This is a genomic window from Hydrangea phyllody phytoplasma, assembly GCF_036985185.1.
Taxonomy (GTDB): Bacteria; Bacillota_I; Bacilli_A; order Acholeplasmatales; family Acholeplasmataceae; genus Phytoplasma; species Phytoplasma asteris.
In genome coordinates, this window is the sequence record NZ_BSDA01000005.1 from 13246 (window position 1) to 36768 (window position 23523).

Sequence of the window (23523 nt, forward strand, 5' to 3'; positions counted from 1 at the left end):
GGAAGTATTTTATTTGAGTATAATAAAATCTCCTATTATTAAATAATTATCAATATAAAAGTTATTACAATATATAAAATATTTAATCTTGTTCAAATGTTTTATCACGTTTTAATTTAAGATAAAAAGTTGCAAAAATTAATAATGTAATGATAAAACAAATAAAATTACTAAGAAAAATACTCAAACCTACTCCCATTACACCTTGATTTAAAAAGTGTTTGGAAAAAAGAACAATAAAAAAGATACGAATTAAAGTTCTTAAAAAATTCAGATAAACCGAAGGTCCTACGCGTTTAAAAGCTAATAAAAAATTAAACATAATAATAGAACCACACGATAACCATAAGCTAGTAGTTTCAAAAAATAATAAAGTACGGAAAGCATCTTGTTCCAAACTAGGAATCTTTTCCCAAGGACTATCATGAAATAATGGCAAAATTAACTTATAACCAAAAATATTAATCAAAGAACCTATTAAAGCCAAAACACACATACAAAAAATAATTTTTTTGAATGCTTCAAAGACTCTATTAAGATTGTTATGACCTAAATTTTGAGATATAATAGCATTTTGGGAATCAGAAAAAGAGTTAAGTGCATTATAAAAGACATTATTAATAGTTACTGCTAAGGCTAAATTAGCTCCAATTTGGGAACTACTAATTCCTTGAGGATCGCCGTACCATTCTTTAACAATGATACTTACAATTAATTTGCCAACACTATAAATACTAATACTAGCACAAACAGGAATAGCTAATTTAGAAAGTTTTTTCAAAAATTCTTTATCAAAACTGATTTTGGATAAAATAATACGGAAGGGATTTTTGCTGTCAAAAAATAAAAACCACAAAGCAAATAAAGTAACAATTCCGTTAGAAATCAAAGTAGCCAAAGCCAAAGAAACCATGGAAGAATTCCAATAATGAAAAAGAACAAAAGAAAAAATAATTTTAGCAGAAGCGTTTAAAATATTTAAAAAAAGAGCAATTTTGTTATTACCTTTGGCACGCTCCAAACTTAAAAAAACTGTATTTATAATGATACAAACAAGCGAAAATATAATAAGATTATAATATTTAATACCTTCATTGTTTTCAATTGCATTTTGACTAATTTTTAAAATATTAGTTGCAATGAAACTTTTAAAAACAAAAATGCATAAAAAGACCAAAATAAAGCCAGTTAAAATGGAAAGAACAAACGTTTTTGCCAAATAAAGGTGCATTTTATTAATATTATTTTGTCCATAAGCACGCCCTACTAAAATAACTCCTCCTGTGGCAATAGAAATACCAAAAGAAACAAGAATACCTTTAAATATATGTACGCGACTTACAAAGGTAAGTTGATTATCTGAAATTTGATTTCTTTTTAAAATAAAAAGATCAATAGCATCTGATGCATTTTGAAAAATCCAATAAATAATGATAGGAAAGGTAAAATAAAAAATTACTTTCCATAAGTTTCCTTCTAATAAAAATTTTCTATTTCTTTTTTCATTAATTAAAATTTGTGTTGTTGCTTTTGTTTTAACCACAAAAAACCTCCATCTAATGTTTTGGTTGGGTCAAACAACTTGAAAATATGTGTAAATAAAACTATAACACATATTATATTTTATCAAAATTAGAGGGGTTTTGGGAGGCAAAAGGTGATATTTAGAGGAGGCGCGCTAACTATTTCATTTATTTAGATAACTAACCATTTTTGACAGCTACCCTCAGTTTAGCAGAAATACTACGCGAATTATTTTGCATTTCTTCCTCACTTGGCAAAAAAGCTTTTTTAGTAATAATACTTAAAGGAGTTTGGGGCATAATTGTAATAGGCAATTTTTTAGGCAAAACAAAAGTACTATGTTTTTTAAAAAAATGTTTAACAATGCGGTCTTCTAACGAATGAAAACTAATAACTACTATCCTGGCATTGAGTTTTAACAAATCAAGACTTTGTTCCAAGGCTTGTTTTAAAGATTCTAATTCTTGGTTAACTTCGATACGCAATGCTTGAAATATTTTTTTAGCACTATGTCCTTTTTGGCGATTGCAAAATCGATCAGTGATGGCAACCAAATCATAAGATGTGCACAAAGGTCTTTGTTTAATAATTTCTGAGGCAACCAAAGCAGCATTTTTAACTTCACCATAAACCTTAAAAATATTTTTTAATTGTGCAAAGGAGTAATTATTTAAAATATATTGTGCAGTAATTGTTTGATCAACATTCATTCTCATATCTAAAGGAGTGTTGTGCAAATAACTAAATCCTCTTTGGGGATTGTCAATTTGACAAGAAGATAGCCCTAAATCAAATAAAATACCATCTAATTGAAAAACATTTTGTTGTGCTAATTGGGTTTTTAAATGCGAAAAGTTGCTATGAATTATTTCAATTGGCAAATGTGGGGGCAAGATTTTTTTAGCGTTTGTGCAAGCTTCTACATCTTGGTCAAAAGAATATAAAAACCCTTGTTGCAAAAGATTTGCAATTTCTATAGTATGCCCACATTGTCCTAAAGTGGCATCTACATAAATGCCTTCGGGCTTTATCTTTAAAAAATCTATGGCTTCTTGTTTGAGAACTGAAATGTGGTTAAAATGTGTTTTATTCATGGATTTTACCTCGCTTGCAAAGTTAAAAAATGTGATTAAAAATAATAAATGGTGGAAAAATAAAAGGAAGGTGAGATGAATTGCAATTATAAAAAAAATAGTTAAATTACACAATATTATTTGTAATTTAACTTATTTTATCAATTGTGAAATGGTACCTAAATATTAATTACTTAAAGACAAATTTAACTTTATCATTAATAATTTCTTCCAAAGCTTTACCAACTACTTTATTACACACAAGTTCAGGCAAATCTTTTTTTTGAGCTTCTATCACATGAGCAGTTTTGCTTGCAATATGAACTAATTTGTATTTGGAATTAATTTGATCCAACAATTTATCAATCGAAGGATAGATCAAACCTTCCTTATTGTATTTTTTTTTATTTGGTTTACTATTGTTCTGCATAACCATTATCCTCCAATATTTTTAAATAATTACGAATACTGCGTTTCGTTTTGGCATGTTCTGCTCTAATAATTGCAATAATACGGTCAGCAGCATTATCCACTTCATCATTTACTACAATATAATCGTATTTGTGAGCTAAGTGAAACTCGTTATTGGCTTTGGCAATTCGTTTTGCAATATTTGCTTCTTGTTCAGTGCCGCGTTTTTTTAAACGATCGTAGAGAGCTTTTTTTTCAGGCGGAACCAAAAAAATAAAAACTGTGTTTGGCATACGCTTTTTTCTTAAATGAGTGGCTCCTTCAACTTCAATTTCTAAAAACACTTCTTTTCCTTGTTTTAAAAAATCTTGAATTTGCTTTTTAGGAGTTCCATAATAATGATCAATAAATTTAGCCCATTCTAAAAAACAATTATTTTCAATCCCTTTTTCAAATTCTTCTTTAGTTAGAAAATGGTAATCTTTACCGTCTTGTTCACCTGGTCGCGGTTTTCTGGTAGTAGCAGAAACAGAATACACAAAATTATGATTAGTCATTTCAAACAAAGCTTTTCTCACAGTAGCTTTGCCAACTCCTGAAGGTCCTGAAAGAACTATTAAAAGTCCTTTTTTATTTAATTTCATGTTAACTTACCTTTTTTATTAAATTTTGTGAAAGTGCTTAATAATATTAGTTGTGCTTAAATAATTTTAAAAATTGAAGATTAAAATTAAAAGTGGTTTTGATTAAAATACACAATTGCCACCAAAAATTAATATTGATGTTAATATTAATTAATTAACAATAATATTTAATAATTTATTGGGAATATAAATCATATTTTGAATGTTTTTATGGCATACAAACTTATTAACTTTTGCATCTTGCAAAGCTAGAGTTTTAATTTGTTCTGAAGACAAATCACAAGGAAGTTCCAAAACAGCTCTTAATTTACTATTTACTTGCACAATAATTTTTACTTGCAGTTGTTCTAAATGAGTTTTATCATGCAAAGGCCAAGTGAAAGCAACTAGTTGGTTGTTATTTTTCAAAATAGTTTGATTAATTTCTTCTGTCAAGTGAGGAGCAATCGGATTTAATAGTTGCAAAAAGGTCTGTGCTTGTTTTTTGCCTATTTTTTGATGTTTATAAACTTGATTGACAAAAATCATTAATTGACTAATAACTTTATTGAATTTCAATTTTTCATAATCTTGGGTTGTTTGAAAAATGGTTTGATGATAAATAGCGTTTAGAGAAGTTTCAAAATCATTTGGCATTGCAAAAGAAAACATTTGATAAACTCTATTTAAAAAACGTTGTATTCCTTTGAAACCTTTTTCACACCAACTTTTAATATCTTCTAACGGACCCATAAACATGATATAAATTCGCAGTACATCAGCGCCGTAGCGTGCAAGCATTAAAGAAGAACTTACGCCGTTGCCTTTGGATTTAGACATTTTAGTGTGATCATTTCCCAAAATAATACCTTGATTAACTAATTTTTGAAAAGGTTCTTTGGTAGAAACTAAACCCAGATCGTATAAAAACTTATGCCAAAAACGTGCATAAAGTAAATGACCAACAGCGTGTTCTGTTCCTCCAATGTATAAGTCTACTGGCAAATAATAGTCAAGTAGTTCTTTTGCTTTGGTGGTATTTAATGGGATTAGACCCAAATAATTTTTCAAAATATAGCCAATATAGTACCAAGAACTACCTGCAAGTTGTGGCATAGTGTTAGAATCTCTGCGATATTTTTTGCCATCTTTTTCAAAATATAACCAAAAATGGGCTTTGGAGAGAGGCGATTCGCCTGTGCCTGATGGTTTAATTTGTTCCAAAAAAGGAAGTTCTATGGGCAAGTTTGCGTCGCTATCAGTATAAATTTTATTGTTGGTGTCATCATAATAAATGGGGAAGGGTTCTGCCCAATATCGTTGGCGCGAAAAGACCCAATCACGCAATTTATAAGTATAATGAGAGTACCCGTGATTATTTTTTTCTAAAAATTGCAACATTTTAGTTTTGGCTTGTTCGTTATTAAGACCATTTAAAAAATCACTATTGATTTGGATGCCTTCTCCCGTATAAGCTTCAGTTAAGGGAGGGTTGGTTTGGTTGGCGGTAGGATTTTCCAAATCAGAAGACGGGGGAGTTATAACTTGAATCATTTTTAGACCATGTTTTTGAGCAAACTCAAAATCTCTTTGATCATGACAAGGAACAGACATTAAAGCACCTGTGCCATAATGAGGAAGGACATAATCAGCAATCCAGATAGGAATTTTGGTTTTATTGCAAGGATTAATTGCAAAACTACCCGTAAAAACACCTGTTTTGTCTTTATTGATGTCTCTTTCTAAGTCTTTTTTTTGTTTGGTTAATTCCAAATAATTGTTAACTGCTTGTTGGTATTCGGGTTTGGTGAGTTGTAAGGCTAATTCGTGTTCGGGCGCTATTACTAAAAAAGTTACACCAAAAAGAGTATCAGGGCGAGTAGTGAAAGTTTTTAAAGTTATTTTTTGGTCAGAAACTGGAAAAGAGACGATGGCACCTTGATTTTTGCCAATCCAATTAGCTTGCATTTCTTTCACATTTAAAGGCCAATTAACTAAATTAAGGTCGTCTAAAAGTCTGTCTGCATATTGAGTTATTTTTAAAACCCATTGTTTCATCTTTTTTTTAACAACTGGATGATTGCCTCTTTCAGAAAACATCCCTTTTTCATTAGAAATTACTTCTTCATTAGCAAGCACTGTTCCTAAATTAGGGCAAAAATTTACTTCTGTATTTTTGAGAACTGCTAGTCCTTTTTCGTAAAGTTTTTTAAAAATCCATTGAGTCCAGGCATAAAAATAAGGATCTGAGGTGGCAAGTTCTCTATCCCAATCAACACTTTTACCAATACTTTGAATTTGTTTTTTAAAATTATTGATGTTTTCATAAGTAAAAGTTCGGGGGGGTTTGCCTGTTTGCAAAGCATATTGTTCGGCAGGCAGCCCAAATGAATCCCAACCAAAAGGATGCAAAACATTAAAACCTTGCATGCGTTTGAACCTACTCATAATATCGCTTGCAGTATAACCTTCAATATGGCCTACATGAAGCCCTTCAGAAGAAGGATAAGGAAACATATCAAGACAATAAAATTTCTTTTGTGAAAAGTTATCTTGAGTTTTGAAAACCTTATTTTGTTGCCAATAAAGTTGCCATTTATGTTCTATTTGTTTAAAATCATAAATTAATTTTGTCATACTCGAAAACCTTCTATATTTGTTTTAACTTTTATAATGTATTATAATGTGGGAATAAATTTAAATTAATTGTGAAAATGATTAAAAAAGAAAATTAGTTAGTTTAAGGGGTGTTTTTGGTGATGTAAAAAACGATATCTTGAACGGTTTTAAAATTTTGTAAAGTTGCATCACTAATGTTGATTTGAAATGTTTTTTCTACTTCCATAACTAGTTCTAAAGCGTCTAGCGAATCAAGTCCTAAATCTTCTTTAAAACGAGTGTCTAAAGTAATTGTAGAAGCGTCTAAAGATAATTGGGTGGCAATTAAAGCTTTAATTTTTTCAAAAACCATTTTTTTATTTCTCCTTCAAAAAAGCAATAATTGCTTAATAATATTATACTAAAAAAATCTTTTTTTAATTGTTGCATTTGCCAAAATAAAAACAAAAGTAAATTATTTGCTTGTGGTTTGGTGTGTAAGTTTGCAAAATAAGGTGGTCTGAAATGAATTTATTTTGATTGTAAGTTATAAAAAGGTGCCTATTTACAAGAAACAAACTAAAATATTTTATTCAAATAATTTAGTTTGCCAATGAGAAATTATTTAATTTTGGAAGTGTTTTTATTGAAATAAAATTTCGTTAACTTTTTTTTCGTCTAATTGATTTACTAACAAAGTTAAAAGTTTAACAGTGTTTATAATGTCTTGTTTGTGAACTACAGAAGTGTGGGAATGAATGTAGCGTACAGGAACGCCAAAAGATAAGGAAGCGGCTCCTTCGCGCACTAAATGCATAGTTGCAGCATCAGTTCTACCACCACTGCCACTTATTTCTTGCACAGGGATATTGTTTTGGGCAGCGATTTTAAGGACAAAATTACGCAATCCTTTGTGAGCGACTAAGCCCCCATCATAAACTAAAATTTGAGGACCTTTTCCTAGAGTGTGCCCTTCTTTTTCGCCCCCTGGAACATCATTTCCAATACCAGTATCAACAGCAATAGCAATTTGAGGGTGTACTTTGTGAGCACTGGTTTGAGCTCCGCGTAGTCCTACTTCTTCTTGGGTAGTAAAAACACCAAAAAATTGATTGGTAGTAGGATTGACATTTTGTAAAACTTGCATCACAATTGCAACTCCCACGCGATTATCTAAGGCTTTTGCAAGGAAATAATCAGAATTACCAAGCGTGCTGAATTCTATATAAGGAGTTACCATATCACCAACGCGAACGCCTAATTTTAAGGCTTCTTCTTTGTTGGCAACTCCAATATCTAAATACATAGAAGAAGTGTTGATAACTTGATTGCGCTCTTGAAAAGACATTACATGCGGAGGTTTGCAACCAGTAACTGCTTTAAGAACGCCTTTATCGGTGTGAATTTGCCAAACTTGAGCAAGCATCACTTGAGAAAACCAACCACCAAGAGTTTGGAATTTGATAAAACCTTCTGGAGTAATTTGCTTAACTATTAAGCCTATTTCATCCAAATGTCCTGCAAACATAATGCGAGGTCCTGTTTTTCCTTTACAAGCAATCACAGAGCCTAAATTATCATATTCGATGGAGTCTACTTGGTTTTTGATTTTGTCAACTACATAATTAGCAACTGCTTTTTCTTGACCTGGAATACCATTTAACATTGTTAAATCTTTTAATAAAGAAACTAAATCACTCATTTTCATTCTCCTTTTTGGGTGCGTGTAAACTAGCGGTTTGGAATTGTTTAATTCCTGTAAATGTAAGATAAATACTGTGCATTAAAGATAAAACAGCAAATGATTTTAAAATGATATCTTTTAAGTTTTCAAATAAATTGCTACTTAATCCGAAACAACCAAATCCAAACATTAAAAGATATAAAATGAAAAATGAAAAGTTTTGTTTCTTGAAATAATTAATATTTAAATTGATGAAGCTGTGAAGAACAAACATCAATGATAAACAATAGTTAAAAGTTAAAAGTTTGCCAACTAAAGGGTTTTTGGTTTTGAAATCATCAATATTTAAAAAGCCTAATCCTGGTAACAAAAAAACAGTAACAATGAAAAAAACAAAGACAAAAGCTTCTAGGGCAAAGAAAAAACGAAGCTTGGATAAAGTTTTTTTGTATTTTTTAAAAACTACTAAATAAGTAAATAGCGATAAAAGGACACCTAAGAAAAATAATCCTAGTTGGAATTTCAGACTTCCAAGTTGGAAAGTTTGGTCAAAAAAACAACATCCAGCTACCAAAAGGAAAAAAGTTGCCAATAATAAAGAGTAAAATCCTTGTAAACGTTTTTGTTTAATTTGATTCATTATATTATATAACTCCTATTTTATTTTTTCTAATTATTGTAAAATGAAAAATTAAAAAATAATTATTCATGAAAAAACATACAAATCAAGTTTAAAATTAAAAAATGAAAAATCATGAAAATACGTATTTTGAAATTTTTAAATTATTTTTTTAGCAAGAGCTTTTTTTAAAGCTGTAACAATTTCGGCTTTTTTAAGTTTATGAAAATTAGGAACTTTGTGTTCTTTAGCTAATTTTTTTAACTCAGGAAGCAACATTTTAGATAAATCTAAAAAGGGTTTTTTTGCTTTAACTTGGGTAGTTTGTGGTTTTGTTTCCAAAGCATCATCGGATTTTTCCTCAGAAAGTTCAGTAGATAAAACTTTTTCAGGTTGTAGAGAAGTTTTTTCTTCGGGTTGTGGTTGTGTTTCTTGTTGCAAAACTTCAACAGCTTTTACAGGTTCAACTGTTTTTTCTTGTTGTAATTCTTGTGTTTGTTCTTGCTCTTTTGTTTGAGTGGGTTCTTTTTGTTCTAATTTAGGAGTATTTTCTTTTAATTCTTTTTTTTCTAATTTTGGCGAATTTGCTTCTTCTAATTTTTCTTGAGTGGTTTGTGTTTTTGGGGTTTTTTCAAGTTGAGATGGTTTTTCTTCTTTTTGTGCAAGTTGGTTTAATTGTTCTTCTTGTAATTTAGTTACTTGCGCTTCTTTTTGTTTTAATGTTTGTTGAAATTGCACTAAGGCTTCTTTTGCTAATTGAACATATTGTGCGAAAGTTTCTGGTTGTAAGTGTGCTAAATCTGCTAATACTTTACGATTAACATCTACTTTTGACAAAGCAAGTCCGTGCATTAAACGAGAATACTGCATGCCGCATAACATAGCACCAGCGTTAATACGGGAGATCCATAATTTACGAAAATCTCTTTTTCTTTGTTTGCGGTCTCTATAAGCGTATTGCAAAGAGCGCATTACTTGCTCGTGAGCTGTTTTGTAAAGAGTGCTTTTGGAACCAAAATATCCTTTTGCCATTTTTAAAACTTTTTTGCGACGACGGTGTCTTGCAGGAGTAAAACTAATTTTTGCCATATTCTTTTTCCTTTCTATAATCCTCTAATAAGAGTTTTGATTCTGTTGTAATCACAAAGTTTAACACAAGTAACTCCTCTTAGTTGGCGGTTTTGTTTAGTAGTTTTGGAAGCTGCAAGGTGATTTTTGTAGGCGTGGCCTCTTAATAATTTTTTCTTTTTAGTAATTTTAATTCGTTTTTTAAGCCCGCTGTGGGATTTTTTCTTAATCACTTTAATCATCCTTTCTTATTTTATTTATTTTTAATTTTTAATTGGGTGCAAAAAAATATTTTTGGTTTGTAAATTGGTTGAGTCGCGTTTTGCTTTGGGTAATTTTTCAGCCATTCAAATACCATTCATAACCTTTAAGGGTTATTTTAAAGGGGACAGAACTGCTGTTAGTTGATTGCCTTGTAATTTTAAAGGAGTCTCAATTTGAGATAGGTTTTTCAAATCTTGCATAACTTGTTTAAAAACTGTTTCTCCTAATTGAAAATTATTAATCATACGACCACGAAAACGCATACTAACTTTTACTTTATCGCCTTGTTTTAAAAATTTTTGAGCTTGTTTAATTTTAGTATTTAGATCATTTTTATCAATGGTAGGATTGAGGCGAATTTCTTTTAAAACAATAATTTGGGTTTTCTTTTTGGCTTCACGAAGTTTTTTTTGTTGGTTATAACGATGTTTTTGATAATTCATTAGTCGCGCTACCATCGGTGAGGCATCTGCGTTTACCACTACAATATCAATTTCTTTTTGTTCTGATAATTTTAAAGCTTCTTTTTGGTCAAAAACACCTAATTGTTCGCCTTTTTCATCAATAATGAGGTATTTTCCTTGTGGGATATTTTCATTATATAAATCGGAATTGGAACTTTTTTTAAATTTGTTGATTTTAATATTTAAAACCTCCTTTAGGTTTGGGGTTATTTTGTAAAAATGAAATGAAATGACATAACATGAAAATGAAACAAGGCAAAAAGAGAAAATAAAATAAAAAAAGAGAAACGCCCAATGAACATTTCTCTTCTCTAAAATAACTAACACTAAATGTTTTTTGCATTTTTTTTACAAAAAAATTAAATGTTTATGTGCCATTTGCCTAAAAACTAATTGTTAATCAGGCGAGAGAAAACTCTTCTTTTCACGTTAATATCATAAGATTATTACAAAATCTTTGATAATTTTTATAATTGTATTTTGAATATTATAAAATAAAACAATAACAATACCGTCCTAATTATATAATAAAAAGTGCGGTTTGTCAATAGTTTTTGGGGGATTTTGGCAATTAAGAGGTTATTTTTTTTGCAAAACTTGGTCTTTTAATAAAGAAACGAACTCATCAACTTTAATTGTGGTTTGTTGGTGAGAGCCATATTTTCTAAAAGTAATTAAATTGTTAGTCATTTCGTTGTCGCCAATTACAACTTGATAAGGAATTTTTAATTTTTGTGCTTCTCTAATTTTATAACCCAAAGTAGTATCTTTGGAATTAATTTCTACTCTGAAATTTTGTAATTGTAACATTTCTTTAATTTTTTGGCTAAATTCCAAATGTAGAGGAGCAGACACAGGAATTAAAAGCACTTGTACAGGAGCAAACCATAAAGGAAAAACACCCTTTGTTTCTTCTACTAAATGCGCTAAAAATCTTTCCATAGTAGAAACAACTGCGCGGTGAATGACAACAGGACGATGGTGTTTGTTGTCTTCTCCAATAAAAGTAAGATCAAATTTTTGAGGGAGCAAAAAATCAAGTTGTACTGTTGATAATGTTTCTTCGTTGCCTAGGGCAGTAAACACTTGCACATCTAATTTAGGACCATAAAAGGCAGCTTCTCCGATGGCTTCTTTAAAGGGTAGGCTCAATTCTTGAATAGTTTCTTTGAGGATTTTTTCAGCGTGATGCCACATTTGATCGTCATTAAAATATTTTTCTGTGTCATTAGGGTCACGATAACTTAGGCGCAACTCATAATTTTTAATATTAAAATCACGATAAACTTCTAAAATTAAATTAATAATTTTTTTCATTTCTTCTTTGATTTGGTCAGGACAGGCAAAAATATGAGCGTCATTAAGAGTCATTTCTCTTACTCTTTGTAAACCAGAAACAGCTCCTGATTTTTCAAACCGATGCATCATTCCTAATTCAGCAATACGCAAAGGCAATTCCTTATAACTATGAGGAGTTTTTTTATAAATCATCATGTGATGGGGGCAATTCATTGGTCTTAAAACTAGTTTTTCACCATTTTCCAAAGTCATGATGGGAAACATATTAGAAGCATAATGGTCCAAATGTCCAGAAATACGGTAAAGTTCAGTATTTGCCATAATGGGCGTATAGACATGATGATAATCATAACTTAATTCTTTGTCAACAATATATCTTTCAACGATGCGCCTTACAGTAGCTCCTTTAGGAAGCCAAAAGGGAAGTCCCAAACCAACTTCTTTATTAAACATGAATAAATCTAGTTCTTTGTTAAGTTTTTTGTGGTCGCGTTCTTTTCTTTCTTCCAAAAGTTGCAAGTGGTCCGCAAGCGCTTGTTTTTTGAAAAAAGAAGTACCATAGATGCGAGTCAAAGTTTTGTTTTTGGTATCTCCTTGAAAATAAGCTCCTGATATTTTTAAAAGTTTAAAATGTTTAATAAGGCTTGTTTTGGTTACATGACCGCCACGGCAAAGATCAAAAAATTCTCCTTGACGATAAATACTGATAGTCTGGTCGCGAAATTTTTCCAGCAAAACTTGTTTATAAGGGTTGCAAGCAAATAATTTTTGCACTTGTTCGAAAGAAACTTCTTCTCTTGTAATGGGGTGGTTTTCCAAAGAAATTTGATGCATTACTTTTTCAATGGCAAGAAAACCTTTTTCCGAAATGGTGTGATTTTGAAAATCAATATCATAATAAAATCCTTCTTTAATGGCAGGTCCTACTGTAAAAAGGGCACCTGGATAAAGTCTTGCAACGGCTTGCGCCATAAGGTGAGCGGTGCTGTGATTAAGAACTTCCAAAGATTTAGGATCAGATTCGGTTAAAATTTCTAAATTGCCGTTTTCTTTCAAAGGAAAATCAAGTTCGATTGGTTGGTCGTTGAAAAGGGCTGCAACTGGTTTTTTGAAATGTGTAGATAAGTGTTTTTTCCAAATTGCCAAAGGAGTTATACCTGAAATAAATTCTTGTATTTGGTTGTCAAAAAAGCTGATTTTAATCATAAAAACCCTTTCTTTTGTAGTTTTTAGTTTTTTGATCTTTTAAAAAATTAGGGAAAAACAAAGATAATGGAGGAGAAAAAATAATAAAGGGCAAAAAATTTTATCTAAATAATAATGTGTGATATAATGTGTGTTTTATACTAAAAAATTAAATAACATATATCATAACTATAACACAAATCACAAGAAAAAAGGAGTCTTTTTTTAGTAATTAGTTGATTGGTGTTTATTATTTGGAATCTAAATTTTTAAGTGGTTTTGAAAAAGGGTGCAATTTCTTTTTTTATTGTAGCAACAAAAGGCAAAATTTCTTTTTCGGATGGCAAAAACATACTGCAAGCTCTTAGGTGACCTTTACAACCATATTTTTGAACAATATGATATATTTGCGGTCCGTTAGAACAAATACGCACTTGAATTTTAGAATCAGGACATTCAAAAAAAAGAGCATAAAAGGGAAAATTTTTAATATTAGATAAAATATTAATCGACAAAAAAACCTCTTCTAAAGTAATGTTGAATTGTTCAATGATTTGTTGATTCACATAAACATAGGCAAACCCGTCACAAGCAATAATATTTTGACATATATATCCTTGATATTTTAAAAAATTAAGTGTTACTTTATTAATATTTTGTTCCACCAAAGCAACATCAATACCATAATTAAGTAATTCTGAGGCAATTCTTAAAGTTTGGGCACTTACTCTATGATACCTAAAATTACCAGTATCTGTAATTAAACCAACATAAATAGCCAAAGCACCTTTAAAAGTTAGGTTTAAATTGAGTTTTTCTTTTAACAAGTAAATCATCTCAGAGCACGAACCAAAAGAATCATCAACCCATTGATAATTACCATAATTTTCGATTAAAATATGATGATCAATTCGAATAACGACTTTTCCCAATTTAAATCTTTGGTCACTGATGGCTTGAGTAGTACCGCAGTCAACTACAATTACTAAAGCATTTTGGTAAGTTTCATCTGGTATTTCATCCATTTGACCCAAAAAAGTTAAATGGTTTTTGGTTTGTCCCACCACATAAACATTTTTATGAGGAAAGGTATTTTGAATCATATTTTTTAAACCTAGTTGAGAACCATAACAATCACCATCAGGATTTTTATGTCCGTGAATAATGATAGTGTCAAAGGTTTTAATTTGGGTTTCAATAAATTTCATATTTGTTCCTTTCTTTGTATTTGTTAAAATATTAGTTTAGTTAAAATGATGTTGGTTGGGGGTTTTTTTCTTGATATTTTCTTATTTTTTGGGTTTCTTTTATTTTCCTAAACAAAATTTAGAAAACAATTCTTTAATTAAACTATTTTCTTGATTATCACCTATAATTTGTCCTAACGCTTGATAAGCTTTAGTAAGATCAATAGAATAAATATCGATTGGCATTGATTGCAAAAGGGCTTGTTGCAAATCTTGGAAAGATCGAAGAGCAATTTGGATTTGATTAATGTGTCTTGCATTAGAAAAATAATTAAAATCTTTGGGTTGGATATCATTTAATTGGAATTTTTTTAAAATTGTTTGTTGTAACTCTAAAAACCCTGTTTTATCCAAACTCGAAACTGAAATAATTTCTTGTGGGGATAATTGGGAAGAGTTGTTGGAAAGAGAAGAAATTAATTTATCACTTTTCAAATCCGCTTTGTTTCCTATAATAATGCGCGGATGGTTTTTGGTTAATTGCAAAAGTTGGATATCTTCTTCTTGCAAATGATTGCTTTGATCTAAAACTAATAAAATTAATTCTGCTTGTAAAAGCATTTTTTCTGTTCTTAAAATTCCTATTTTTTCAATGGGATCATCAGTTTTACGAATGCCTGCAGTATCAATTAAATGAAGGGTGATACCTTGACAATTAAAATAAGCTTCAACAAAATCTCTAGTAGTGCCTGAAATATCAGAAACAATAGCTTTGGTTTCGTTTAAAAAAGCATTAAGAAGGCTTGATTTACCAACATTGGGACGTCCAACAATTAAAGTTTTTATTCCTTCTTTAAGATATCTATTTTTATGGGAGTGGTTCAAAATATTTTCTAATTGCTTGATTAAACTTTTAACTTCCAAAGCAATTTTTTGTTGGGTGATTTGAGGAATGTCATCATATTCAGGATAATCAATATTAACTTCAATTTGAGCAATTAAATTAAGGATTTGGTCGCGCAAAGAAGTCACTAATTGAGAAGTGTATTTTTGCAAACCAGAATGAGCAATTTTAATGGCATTTTCATTAGTGGCATGAATTAGGTCCATAATGGATTCAGCTTGAATGAGGTCCATTTTTCCATTAAGATAGGCTCTTTGGCTAAATTCGCCTGGAAAAGCCAATCTAATATCTAATGACAAAACTCTTTCTAAAACCATTTGCGTAATTAAAATACCGCCATGAGCATTAATTTCTACAACATTTTCGCCAGTAAAAGAATTAGGAGTTTTAAAAACAGAAATCAAAACTTCATCCAAAATAGTTTGGTTTTTGTTGAGGATAAAACCGTGAGTAATGGTGTGTGTTTTGGTTTTGGTAAGGTCTTTGCCTTTAAAAATTTTATTTATTTCTGCAATAGAATTGTTGCCAGAAACCCTAATTACACTAACTCCTCCTGTTCCTAAAGGAGTTGAAATAGCAGCAATAGTATCAAAAAACATTTATTGGGGGATCCTTTCTTTATGATTTTTTTAATCTTTTCATTTATTGAATGTTGTTTTAAATTGATATTTATCATTTATAATATGAAAATAATTTACAACCGAAAGGAAAGGGAAAAAGAATTATCAAAATAAAAGTTTTATTTGATTAATTTTATTATTGGTTATTGGAGATTTTTTTATATGTGTATTTATTGAATTTATTAATTTTATTGTTAATTAATTTTTAATTAGTTTTGGATTTTTGTCTTGGGATTTGGTTTCAAAAGCTTTAATTGAGTCTTTTATTTGAGCTATGAAAAAAGTCATTTCTTGATTGTTATTTAAAGTAGCACCACAAGCTCTAAGGTGACCTCCGCCTTTAAATTGTCTAGCAATGGAGTTAATTTCAGGACCACGAGAACGAATGCGAGCTCTAATTGTTAAATCTGGTTGTTCTAAGAAAAAAGCCCAAACTGGATGATTTTCTAAATGACCCAAAATATTAACCAAACTTGCAGCAACGTCAATATGTAAGTTAAATTTTTTCAATGTTTCTTGAGAAATAAAAACGTAAGCAAATCCTTGGGAAGTAACTACATTTTGATAAATATAGGCTTTATATTGAAACAAGGTAAGAGTTTCTTTGTTAAGATGAAAAAAAATTTGTGATACATCAAGGTCAAAAACAAGTAAGGAAGCAGCAGCTTTAAGAGTGTTTTGGTCAACTCTATCAAAACAAAAATTACCAGTATCAGTTACCATACCTACATACATAGCCAAAGCACCTTTATGAGTTAATTTCATATTGCATTTTTCTTTAAATTCAAAAATCATTTGAGAACAAGAAGAATAATTAGCATCTACCCATTGATAATTGCAGTAATTATCCATTAATAAATGATGATCAATTCTAATTGTATCTTTAGCTAATTTAAATCTTTGGTCACTAATTTTGTTTTCTTGACCGCAATCAACAACAATAGCAAGAGCACTTTGGTACAAAGAATCACAAACTTCATCCATCACACCTACAAAAGATAAAGAATGATTTTGTTGTCCTACTGCATAGACTTTTTTTTGGGGAAAAGTTGTTGTAATTGCATCTTTTAAACCTAGTTGAGCGCCATAACAATCACCATCTGGATTGATGTGTCCATGAATAATAATTGTTTCAAAAGCTTTAATTTTATTGTAAATAATTTTCATAATGTTCCTTTAATTTGTTAATTTTAATAAGTTTTTAGGAGTTTGCTTTTTGTTGGGCTTCATTAAATAATGTATCGATGTTTTTGTCTAAGGCTTTATCTAAAAAACAATCTATTACTAATTTTTCTACAACTATACGCGACATCTGGGATTTTCTAAAAGTGGGAGAAAAGAAATAAATGGGGTTACCTGTTTGAGATGATTTTTCATCTTCTTTTCTTTCATCTTTCATAAAGTCAAAAATATCTTTATTTATTTTTGGATTTTTAGAATTTTTAGAAGGATTTTCAGAATTTGTTTGTTCTGGTTGGGCGCTTTTATCACCATAACAAGGACGAGTAGGAAATTGACTAAGTTTTTGGATTAATTTTTCGTTTGTTTCTTTAGAAGTTAAATGTTTTAAAAACAACCAAGAAGCAAGCACTTCATCTTTATCTTTTTTATAAAATAAATTAATATTAGAGCCTTGTTGTAAAACTTTTCTTTTGCCTGACTCAGGACCTTGTTTTCCTTTTTTCCAATAAGGAACCGAAGTTATCCCTACTTTAAATGGAGCTTTGGAAACATATTCAAATCCATTAGAAGAAGAAATGTCCATTAAAATTTTTTGATCCATAAATAAATGAGTAGTATAACTTTCACCAGATAATTTACGAGTAATTAAATATTTTTTATCATAAAATTTTTTAAAATCTTTAATCATTTTTTTAGCATCTGGATTATTAAAACGTACTCCTACTTCACGACTTGATGGATCTTTTTTAGTTGGTGAAGTTGTATATTCAATTCCTCTTTGTTCGGAAGATATAATAAATAAATTAGATTCAGAATCGTAAGAAATAGGGATTTTTTCAGAGTCAACTTGTTTAATTACTTCGCATAACTTTTCCATTTGTTCCCATGTAATACCATCTTTAAGTTTGCCTTCAAAATTAGGTTTATCATAATTGTCAAAACAAGATTGAAAATCGGAATCGATTTCTATTTTTTGTTTTTGAATTTTGCCTTTTAATTGTTTAAAATAATCTTGATTATAATACATCAATTCAATAGATTTAGAAAATGGCAAGGAGTACCATTTCCCTGGTTCTTCTTCATCACCCAAAGGCAATTGAGCCTCATTTTCAAAACTAGAATAAAAATATGTTTTTGTTTGGGGATCTGTTGTACAAGGGTCTAATTTGATTTTTTCATTGGTGTGATCTTTAAATCCATCAAGGGGAACTAATTTACCTGATTCATAATAATTTACTAAATGATCAGCATAAGAAACAATTAAATGAGGTTCGTTGTTGGCTGGAAGAGCTACATTAATGTTTTTTACAATCCCACTCCAACTAGGTTTATATTCTGTTTTTACTTTGATTTTGGGATATTTTTCTCTAAATTCTTCAATAATTTCTTCTAAAGCAGTTTTTGGTTTTCCTTTTTCTTTTTCAGGATCTAAACGATGCCAAAAAACAATTTCGATGGGTTTTTCTAGAAATTTTTCCCATGCTTCGCTATCTTTATATTTGGTAAGCATTTCATTTAATTCTTGTTCATGGTTATTTCTTAAAGCATTAGAATCAATTTTAGGAAATAATACAATAAATGCTAAAATAACAAATAAGCAAGTAAAAAAATGAATGATTTTTAATTTATCCTTTGATACCACTGTTTAATTTTCCTTCTAAAACATATCTTTTACAAAAAATGAACAACAAAACTAAAGGTAATGTCATCAAAACAGTAGCTGCCATTTGTTGATTGACTAAATGTTGGTTTTTTTCAGAGTCAAAAATATTTCTAATCACATTAGTAAGCAATTTTCCGCCTACAAGTTCAGGCCACAAATAAGCATTCCAAGCAGCAACTGCTCTAAAAATAATGATATTAATGATGTTATCTCTTAAAAGCGGAGTTAAAATTTTGTATAAAAACTTCCAATCACTACTACCATCAACTTTGGCAGATAAATAGAGTTCTTTGGGAATTTTTTTGATATTTTGTATTAATAAAAAAATATGAAATACATTGATTAGAAAGGGAAGAATCATTGCTAAATAAATGCCACTAAAAACACGCGTACCTTGACCAGAATCAACAAAACCTAGGCGTGCAACTGTTTGATAGTTAGTTAAAAACATACTTTCAGTAGTTATCATAATGGTGATTAGAAAGACTCCTAATATAATTTTTTTAGTTCTAAATTCTAAAACACTAAGAGCAAAAGCAGTTATAACAGAGACAAAAATACCTAAAACAGTAGAGATAAAAACAACAGCAAGGGTTTTAAAAAAAGTCAAAAACAAGCTATAACGGGTAAATAGAAAAGAGAAGTTGTTCCACGTCAAATCTTTAGGAAAAAAACTAGGACAAGCAGGATTGTCTTGTAGAGCTAAATTTAGCATCCAATAAAAAGGGATAGCCAAAAAAAGAGCAAAAACAGACAAAAAAAAGTATTTGGTAAAAGTGGCACAAACTTTGGGTAAATGTTTTTTAAGTTTGGCAAAAATGAGTTTTGTTTTATTATTTGAATTTGACATAATTATCAAGGTTAGATCCTTATTTATTATTTATTTTATTCATTTAATTTCTTTTCAAAAAAGAAAAAATTAATGGCAGTAAAAAGAATAGAAATTAAAAGCAAAATAACAGTGGCTGCAGCGCCTCTGGAATAAGAATCCATTAAAGTTCCTTCTAATTGTTGATAAATATAGCCTACCACAGTATTTACCTTAGTAATATCGGAATTACCAAAAACTCCAATAACAGATTCATATTCTTTAAAAACTTGAATTATTGCAATAATAAGTTGATAAAAAATAGTAGGAGCAAGTAGAGGAAGAGTAATTTTTCTAAAAATAGTTATTTTAGAAGCGCCGTCAATTCTGGCAGCATCGTAATAATCTTTACTAATGTTTTTTAATCCCACACTAAAAATTAAAATTTGGAAGGGAAGGGATTTCCACACTACATAAAAAATTAAAACAAACATTTTATACGAATAAGGAGCTGAAATGTTAATCCAATCTTGTTGGAACCCAAAAAAAGAATTAAAAAAACCTTCGGGGCGCGTTTGGATGCCAAAACTATTGTGATAAAAAAGGACTGCAAAAACCATTCCCATAATAACAGGATTTGTTAAATAAGGGAGGAAAAAAATGGTTTGAAAGATATTTTTTAAAAAACGATTATAAACACTGTTAAGTGCTAAGGCAATCATTAAAGACAAAAAAATAGAAATAGGAACAGCAGCAAACACCAGTAAAAAAGTGTTAAAAAGAGCAGTTCTAAAATCAGGATCACAAAAAGTAGTAGTGTAATTAGAAAAATTAAATGAATAAGAAAATGTGTCTGCAAATTTATTATATCTACTATCCAAAGAAATAAAAAATGTTTTTACCAAAGGATAAAAATTAAATAAAACCATAAGAATTAAGGCAGGCGCCAAATAATACCAATGATTATGTTTGGAATATTTAGTGGAATTGTGATGGAAAAGTTTTTTTAGCAATGACATTTAAAAAATCCTATTTTCGGTTTTTTTATCAAAAAGAAAACACTTATTTTCTTTAATTTGGAATCTAATTTTTTTCTTGGCAACAAATCCTTGGGGAAAAATAATATCTTTACTTTTTTCATCAAAGACAAGGTGGAAAGTGTTTTTAACAGCTTGCGGATGTCTTGCTAACATCATTAGGTTTCTTCCCATATTTTCTAAAAAGAGAGGTTCGATTTCAAAATTACCGTTTGTGTCAAACCAATAACCTTCAGGACGAATGGCTACATAGATTTCTTGATTTAGGTTTTTTAAAGTTTTGTTAGAAGAAAAATCAAAAAGAAGTGAATCTCCAATAGTTACTTTTCCAAAAGTAATTTTTCCTTCAAAAATAGAGATAAGCGGATTGCCTAAAAATTTGGCAACAAACAAGTTGTTAGGATTGGCATAAACTTCTTGAGGAGCGCCTTTTTGTTGGATTTGTCCTTTATTCATTAAGCAAATTTCATCACTAATAGACATTGCTTCTTCTTGGTCGTGTGTAACAAAAATAGCAGTGATTCTAGTTTTTCGTTGGATTCTTCTAATTTCTTCTCTAGTTTTGAGGCGTAACCCTGCATCTAAGTTGGATAAGGGCTCATCTAAAAGCAAAACTTGAGGTTCTTTTACTAAGGCTCTTGCAATTGCTACGCGTTGTTGTTGTCCGCCTGAAAGTTGCTGAGGTTTTTTGTCTAAATGATCGGCAATTCCCACTAACTTGGCAATTTCTTCTACTTTTTGCACAATAATGTCGCGCGCAAATTTTAGATTTTCCAGTGGAAAGGAAATATTTTGTCTAACTGTCATATGAGGATATAGAGCGTAATTTTGGAAAACTAAACCAATACCTCTTTTTTCAATAGGCAGGTTAGTGACATCTTTGTCGCCAAAAAATATTTTTCCAGCCGAAATAGGATGAAGCCCTGCAATCATGTAAAGAGTAGTCGATTTGCCACAACCCGAAGGACCTAAAAGACTTACCAATTTTCCTTTAGGAATGTTGATGTCAATTTTTTTTACAGCATAAGTTTCTTTTTTAGTTTGTTTATCGATAAAAATTTTAGAAACTTGTTCTAATTTTATACCCATTTTTTTGTATTCCTTATTTTTAGCTTTTTGGCTTTTAATTTTGTGTTTGTGATTTTGGTTTGGTTTGATTTGGTTTTGGTTTTATTATTTTGATTTTATTATTTTTAACTTTTTTTATTGTTTTTGGTTTTTATCTTTTAGATGAATTTAATCATTTTTTAATTATTGGTGATTTTTTTATTTTTGGACTTTTGGTTGCTTTTTTGAATTTTATAAAATTTTATAAATGTTTAAAAAATATTGACAATTAATAGTTAAAAAATATTAAATATGATTTTGCAATTTTTTTGTTTTTTAAAAATAAGTAAAAGCGAAATTCCCAACAAAAAATAAAAAAATGTTTTAGAAAAACATTTTAGAGTTAAAAAATATTTAAGAAAAGGTTAAAAAGTTTTAAAGTTCTTGTAAATTGATAAATAAAAAACGATACTATTAATTAAACTTAAAAAACTAAATTATGATAAGTTCTTGGAAAAGCAATTACATCACGAATATTATTTAATCCTGTTAAAAAAATTAGTAGTCTTTCAAATCCTAAGCCAAAACCTGAATGAATGCATCCTCCAAAACGGCGTAAATCTAAATACCATTCCAAATCTTTTTGAGGAATTTTCATTTGGTTCATTTTTTCAATTAAAACTGATAAGTTTTCTTCTCTTTGCGATCCGCCAATTAATTCTCCGACACGAGGAACTAAAAGATCCATCGCAGCTACTGTTTTTTGATCGGGATTATTTTTCATATAAAAAGCTTTAATTTCTTTAGGCCAATCAACAATAAAAACTGGTTTTTTAAAATGTGTTTCGGTTAAATATTTTTCGTGTTCGGTTGCCAAATCAGCGCCATAAAAAAGGGGGTTTTCAAATTTGGTGTTGCTTTTTTGCAAAATTTCTAAAGCTTGTTCGTATTTTACTGTCAAAAATTCTTTTTCCTCAGCGATGTTTTTTAATTCTTCAATTAAACCGTTTTTTTCTGTCTTATCCAAAAATTCTATATCTTGATAATTTTGTTCTAAACATTTAGCAATAACAAATTGTAACATTTCTTGGGCGACTTTTAAATTTTGAGATAAATTGCAAAAAGCCATTTCAGGTTCTAACATCCAAAATTCAGCAGCATGTCTTGGAGTGTTTGATTTTTCAGCTCTAAAAGTAGGACCAAAAGTATAGACTTTATTCAAACCCAAAGCCATTGCTTCTGCTTCTAGTTGACCTGTTACTGTTAAAAAAACTTTTTTGCCAAAAAAATCTTTTTGATAATCAATTTCATTTTTGCTGGTAGTCTCATCGGCAAGTTTGAAAGCGTTTGGAATGTTTTTTGTTTGTGGCAAAGCTTCTAAATTAAGGGTTGTAAGTTGAAATAATTCACCCGCGCCTTCGCCATCATTAGCAGTGATAATGGGGGTGTTGATGTGAAAAAAACCTTTTTTTTGAAAAAAACTGTGCAGGGCAAAAAAAGCGGTATTTCTAATGCGAAAAACTGCTCCAAAAAGTTTGGTGCGCACTCTTAGATGAGATATTTGTCTCAAAAAAGCCTTAGAATGTTTTTTGGGTTGAAGCGGATAAGAAAAATCACTTGCGCCTAAAAGAGAAACATTTTGGGCACTAATTTCAAAAGGCGTTTGGGGATTGTTGGTTGCTTTTAGAATACCTTCCACTTGCAAAGAAGCCCCAATTTGTAACATTTCTTTTAATTTTTCTAAATTAATGTTATTTGTAGATTCGTTGTTGGTGTTGACTTTTTGGTTTTCATGAAATTCGGTAATTTCGGCGGCGATTTCGATGTTTTTGGTTTTGGTTTCTTTACAAATAATTTGTAAATTTTCCAGAAAAGTACCATCATTTAAATCGATAAAAATTAATTTTTTTTGATAACGACAATTTCTAACCCAACCATTTAATACTATTTTTTTTTGATAAAATAGCTCTGGTTTTTGGAAAATATCTTTGATAGAAATTTTCATTGTAATTTACTAATCCTTTGTTTTTATGTAATGTTGTAATATTTTGTTGTAAATAAAAAAGTGAAATGAAACGAATATGAATTAAAAAAATGTAAATGGAAATAGAAAAAAGGGGGGGATTAAAATAAGAAGAAAAAGAAATTTAAAGAAAAAGAATCGGAGGAAAAAATAATAGCGAAGCAAAATAGCGAAGCAAAAAAGAAAAAAAGAGAGGCAAAAAGTATTAGAATTAGTAATATGAAAAATAATTTTTTTGTT

The 23523-nt window shown here is 29.7% G+C and carries 20 protein-coding genes; all 20 read right to left on the reverse strand.

Annotation, left to right across the window (positions count from 1 at the left end):
* Positions 1-82 precede the first annotated feature (82 nt).
* Entirely contained in the window at positions 83-1543 is a 1461-nt protein-coding gene (locus AACP42_RS02370; protein ID WP_212775439.1) for an MATE family efflux transporter, read from the reverse strand.
* 160 nt (positions 1544-1703) lie between these two features.
* Complete coding sequence (gene rsmH / locus AACP42_RS02375) at positions 1704-2618, reverse strand: 16S rRNA (cytosine(1402)-N(4))-methyltransferase RsmH (RefSeq protein WP_212775440.1); 915 nt, start codon at positions 2616-2618, stop codon at positions 1704-1706.
* A gap of 169 nt (positions 2619-2787) precedes the next feature.
* The gene (locus AACP42_RS02380; protein WP_212775441.1) at positions 2788-3033 is read right to left on the reverse strand and encodes a DNA-directed RNA polymerase subunit omega; all 246 of its coding nucleotides are present in this window, start codon (positions 3031-3033) and stop codon (positions 2788-2790) included.
* Positions 3014-3652, reverse strand: a complete 639-nt coding sequence (gene gmk, locus AACP42_RS02385) for a guanylate kinase (RefSeq protein WP_212775442.1) — start codon at positions 3650-3652, stop codon at positions 3014-3016. The genes AACP42_RS02380 and gmk overlap by 20 nt, the downstream gene beginning before the upstream one ends.
* 150 nt (positions 3653-3802) lie before the next feature.
* On the reverse strand, positions 3803-6268 hold the full coding sequence (leuS, locus tag AACP42_RS02390) for a leucine--tRNA ligase (RefSeq protein WP_212775443.1): 2466 nt from the start codon (positions 6266-6268) through the stop codon (positions 3803-3805).
* Positions 6269-6371: 103 nt separating this feature from the next.
* Complete coding sequence (acpP, locus tag AACP42_RS02395; protein ID WP_011161081.1) at positions 6372-6602, reverse strand: acyl carrier protein; 231 nt, start codon at positions 6600-6602, stop codon at positions 6372-6374.
* A gap of 270 nt (positions 6603-6872) precedes the next feature.
* Positions 6873-7931 (reverse strand): M42 family metallopeptidase, encoded by a 1059-nt coding sequence (locus AACP42_RS02400; protein WP_249291068.1) that lies wholly within the window; start codon positions 7929-7931, stop codon positions 6873-6875.
* Entirely contained in the window at positions 7924-8553 is a 630-nt protein-coding gene (locus tag AACP42_RS02405) for a hypothetical protein (RefSeq protein ID WP_212775444.1), read from the reverse strand. The genes AACP42_RS02400 and AACP42_RS02405 overlap by 8 nt, the downstream gene beginning before the upstream one ends.
* A gap of 138 nt (positions 8554-8691) precedes the next feature.
* Entirely contained in the window at positions 8692-9621 is a 930-nt protein-coding gene (gene rplT, locus AACP42_RS02410) for a 50S ribosomal protein L20 (RefSeq protein WP_212775445.1), read from the reverse strand.
* A gap of 14 nt (positions 9622-9635) precedes the next feature.
* A complete protein-coding gene (gene rpmI / locus AACP42_RS02415) occupies positions 9636-9842 on the reverse strand; it encodes a 50S ribosomal protein L35 (RefSeq protein WP_011412939.1) in 207 nt (68 codons plus the stop codon).
* Between the two features lie 132 nt (positions 9843-9974).
* Positions 9975-10655 carry a translation initiation factor IF-3 gene (infC, locus tag AACP42_RS02420; protein ID WP_240682805.1) on the reverse strand — a complete coding sequence of 227 codons (681 nt, stop codon included), beginning with the start codon at positions 10653-10655 and terminating at the stop codon, positions 9975-9977.
* 252 nt (positions 10656-10907) lie between these two features.
* Positions 10908-12833: a threonine--tRNA ligase gene (gene thrS / locus AACP42_RS02425; RefSeq protein WP_212508987.1), complete on the reverse strand. Its 1926-nt coding sequence runs from the start codon at positions 12831-12833 to the stop codon at positions 10908-10910.
* 248 nt (positions 12834-13081) lie between these two features.
* A complete protein-coding gene (locus AACP42_RS02430) occupies positions 13082-14020 on the reverse strand; it encodes a DHH family phosphoesterase (RefSeq protein ID WP_212508986.1) in 939 nt (312 codons plus the stop codon).
* A 99-nt stretch (positions 14021-14119) separates the two neighbouring features.
* Entirely contained in the window at positions 14120-15502 is a 1383-nt protein-coding gene (gene mnmE / locus AACP42_RS02435; RefSeq protein ID WP_212775446.1) for a tRNA uridine-5-carboxymethylaminomethyl(34) synthesis GTPase MnmE, read from the reverse strand.
* Between the two features lie 219 nt (positions 15503-15721).
* A complete protein-coding gene (locus tag AACP42_RS02440) occupies positions 15722-16690 on the reverse strand; it encodes a DHH family phosphoesterase (protein WP_212775447.1) in 969 nt (322 codons plus the stop codon).
* A 34-nt stretch (positions 16691-16724) separates the two neighbouring features.
* Complete coding sequence (locus AACP42_RS02445) at positions 16725-18347, reverse strand: extracellular solute-binding protein (protein ID WP_212775448.1); 1623 nt, start codon at positions 18345-18347, stop codon at positions 16725-16727.
* Positions 18331-19218, reverse strand: coding sequence for a carbohydrate ABC transporter permease (locus AACP42_RS02450; protein ID WP_249291064.1), 888 nt, complete (start codon positions 19216-19218; stop codon positions 18331-18333). Before AACP42_RS02450 ends, AACP42_RS02445 begins: the two co-directional genes overlap by 17 nt.
* Positions 19219-19253: 35 nt before the next feature.
* Positions 19254-20195 carry a carbohydrate ABC transporter permease gene (locus tag AACP42_RS02455; RefSeq protein WP_212775449.1) on the reverse strand — a complete coding sequence of 314 codons (942 nt, stop codon included), beginning with the start codon at positions 20193-20195 and terminating at the stop codon, positions 19254-19256.
* A complete protein-coding gene (locus AACP42_RS02460; protein WP_212508981.1) occupies positions 20196-21302 on the reverse strand; it encodes an ABC transporter ATP-binding protein in 1107 nt (368 codons plus the stop codon).
* 442 nt (positions 21303-21744) lie between these two features.
* Positions 21745-23265, reverse strand: coding sequence for an asparagine--tRNA ligase (asnS, locus tag AACP42_RS02465; protein WP_212775450.1), 1521 nt, complete (start codon positions 23263-23265; stop codon positions 21745-21747).
* Between the last annotated feature and the right edge of the window lie 258 nt (positions 23266-23523).

Coding starts and splice junctions, on each gene's coding strand:
- rsmH (WP_212775440.1), bottom strand. CDS start 2,618: ATGAATAAAACACATTTTAACCACATTTCAGTTCTCAAACAAGAAGCC.
- AACP42_RS02380 (WP_212775441.1), bottom strand. CDS start 3,033: ATGGTTATGCAGAACAATAGTAAACCAAATAAAAAAAAATACAATAAG.
- gmk (WP_212775442.1), bottom strand. CDS start 3,652: ATGAAATTAAATAAAAAAGGACTTTTAATAGTTCTTTCAGGACCTTCA.
- leuS (WP_212775443.1), bottom strand. CDS start 6,268: ATGACAAAATTAATTTATGATTTTAAACAAATAGAACATAAATGGCAA.
- acpP (WP_011161081.1), bottom strand. CDS start 6,602: ATGGTTTTTGAAAAAATTAAAGCTTTAATTGCCACCCAATTATCTTTA.
- AACP42_RS02400 (WP_249291068.1), bottom strand. CDS start 7,931: ATGAGTGATTTAGTTTCTTTATTAAAAGATTTAACAATGTTAAATGGT.
- AACP42_RS02405 (WP_212775444.1), bottom strand. CDS start 8,553: ATGAATCAAATTAAACAAAAACGTTTACAAGGATTTTACTCTTTATTA.
- rplT (WP_212775445.1), bottom strand. CDS start 9,621: ATGGCAAAAATTAGTTTTACTCCTGCAAGACACCGTCGTCGCAAAAAA.
- rpmI (WP_011412939.1), bottom strand. CDS start 9,842: ATGATTAAAGTGATTAAGAAAAAATCCCACAGCGGGCTTAAAAAACGA.
- thrS (WP_212508987.1), bottom strand. CDS start 12,833: ATGATTAAAATCAGCTTTTTTGACAACCAAATACAAGAATTTATTTCA.
- AACP42_RS02430 (WP_212508986.1), bottom strand. CDS start 14,020: ATGAAATTTATTGAAACCCAAATTAAAACCTTTGACACTATCATTATT.
- mnmE (WP_212775446.1), bottom strand. CDS start 15,502: ATGTTTTTTGATACTATTGCTGCTATTTCAACTCCTTTAGGAACAGGA.
- AACP42_RS02440 (WP_212775447.1), bottom strand. CDS start 16,690: ATGAAAATTATTTACAATAAAATTAAAGCTTTTGAAACAATTATTATT.
- AACP42_RS02450 (WP_249291064.1), bottom strand. CDS start 19,218: ATGTCAAATTCAAATAATAAAACAAAACTCATTTTTGCCAAACTTAAA.
- AACP42_RS02455 (WP_212775449.1), bottom strand. CDS start 20,195: ATGTCATTGCTAAAAAAACTTTTCCATCACAATTCCACTAAATATTCC.
- AACP42_RS02460 (WP_212508981.1), bottom strand. CDS start 21,302: ATGGGTATAAAATTAGAACAAGTTTCTAAAATTTTTATCGATAAACAA.
- asnS (WP_212775450.1), bottom strand. CDS start 23,265: ATGAAAATTTCTATCAAAGATATTTTCCAAAAACCAGAGCTATTTTAT.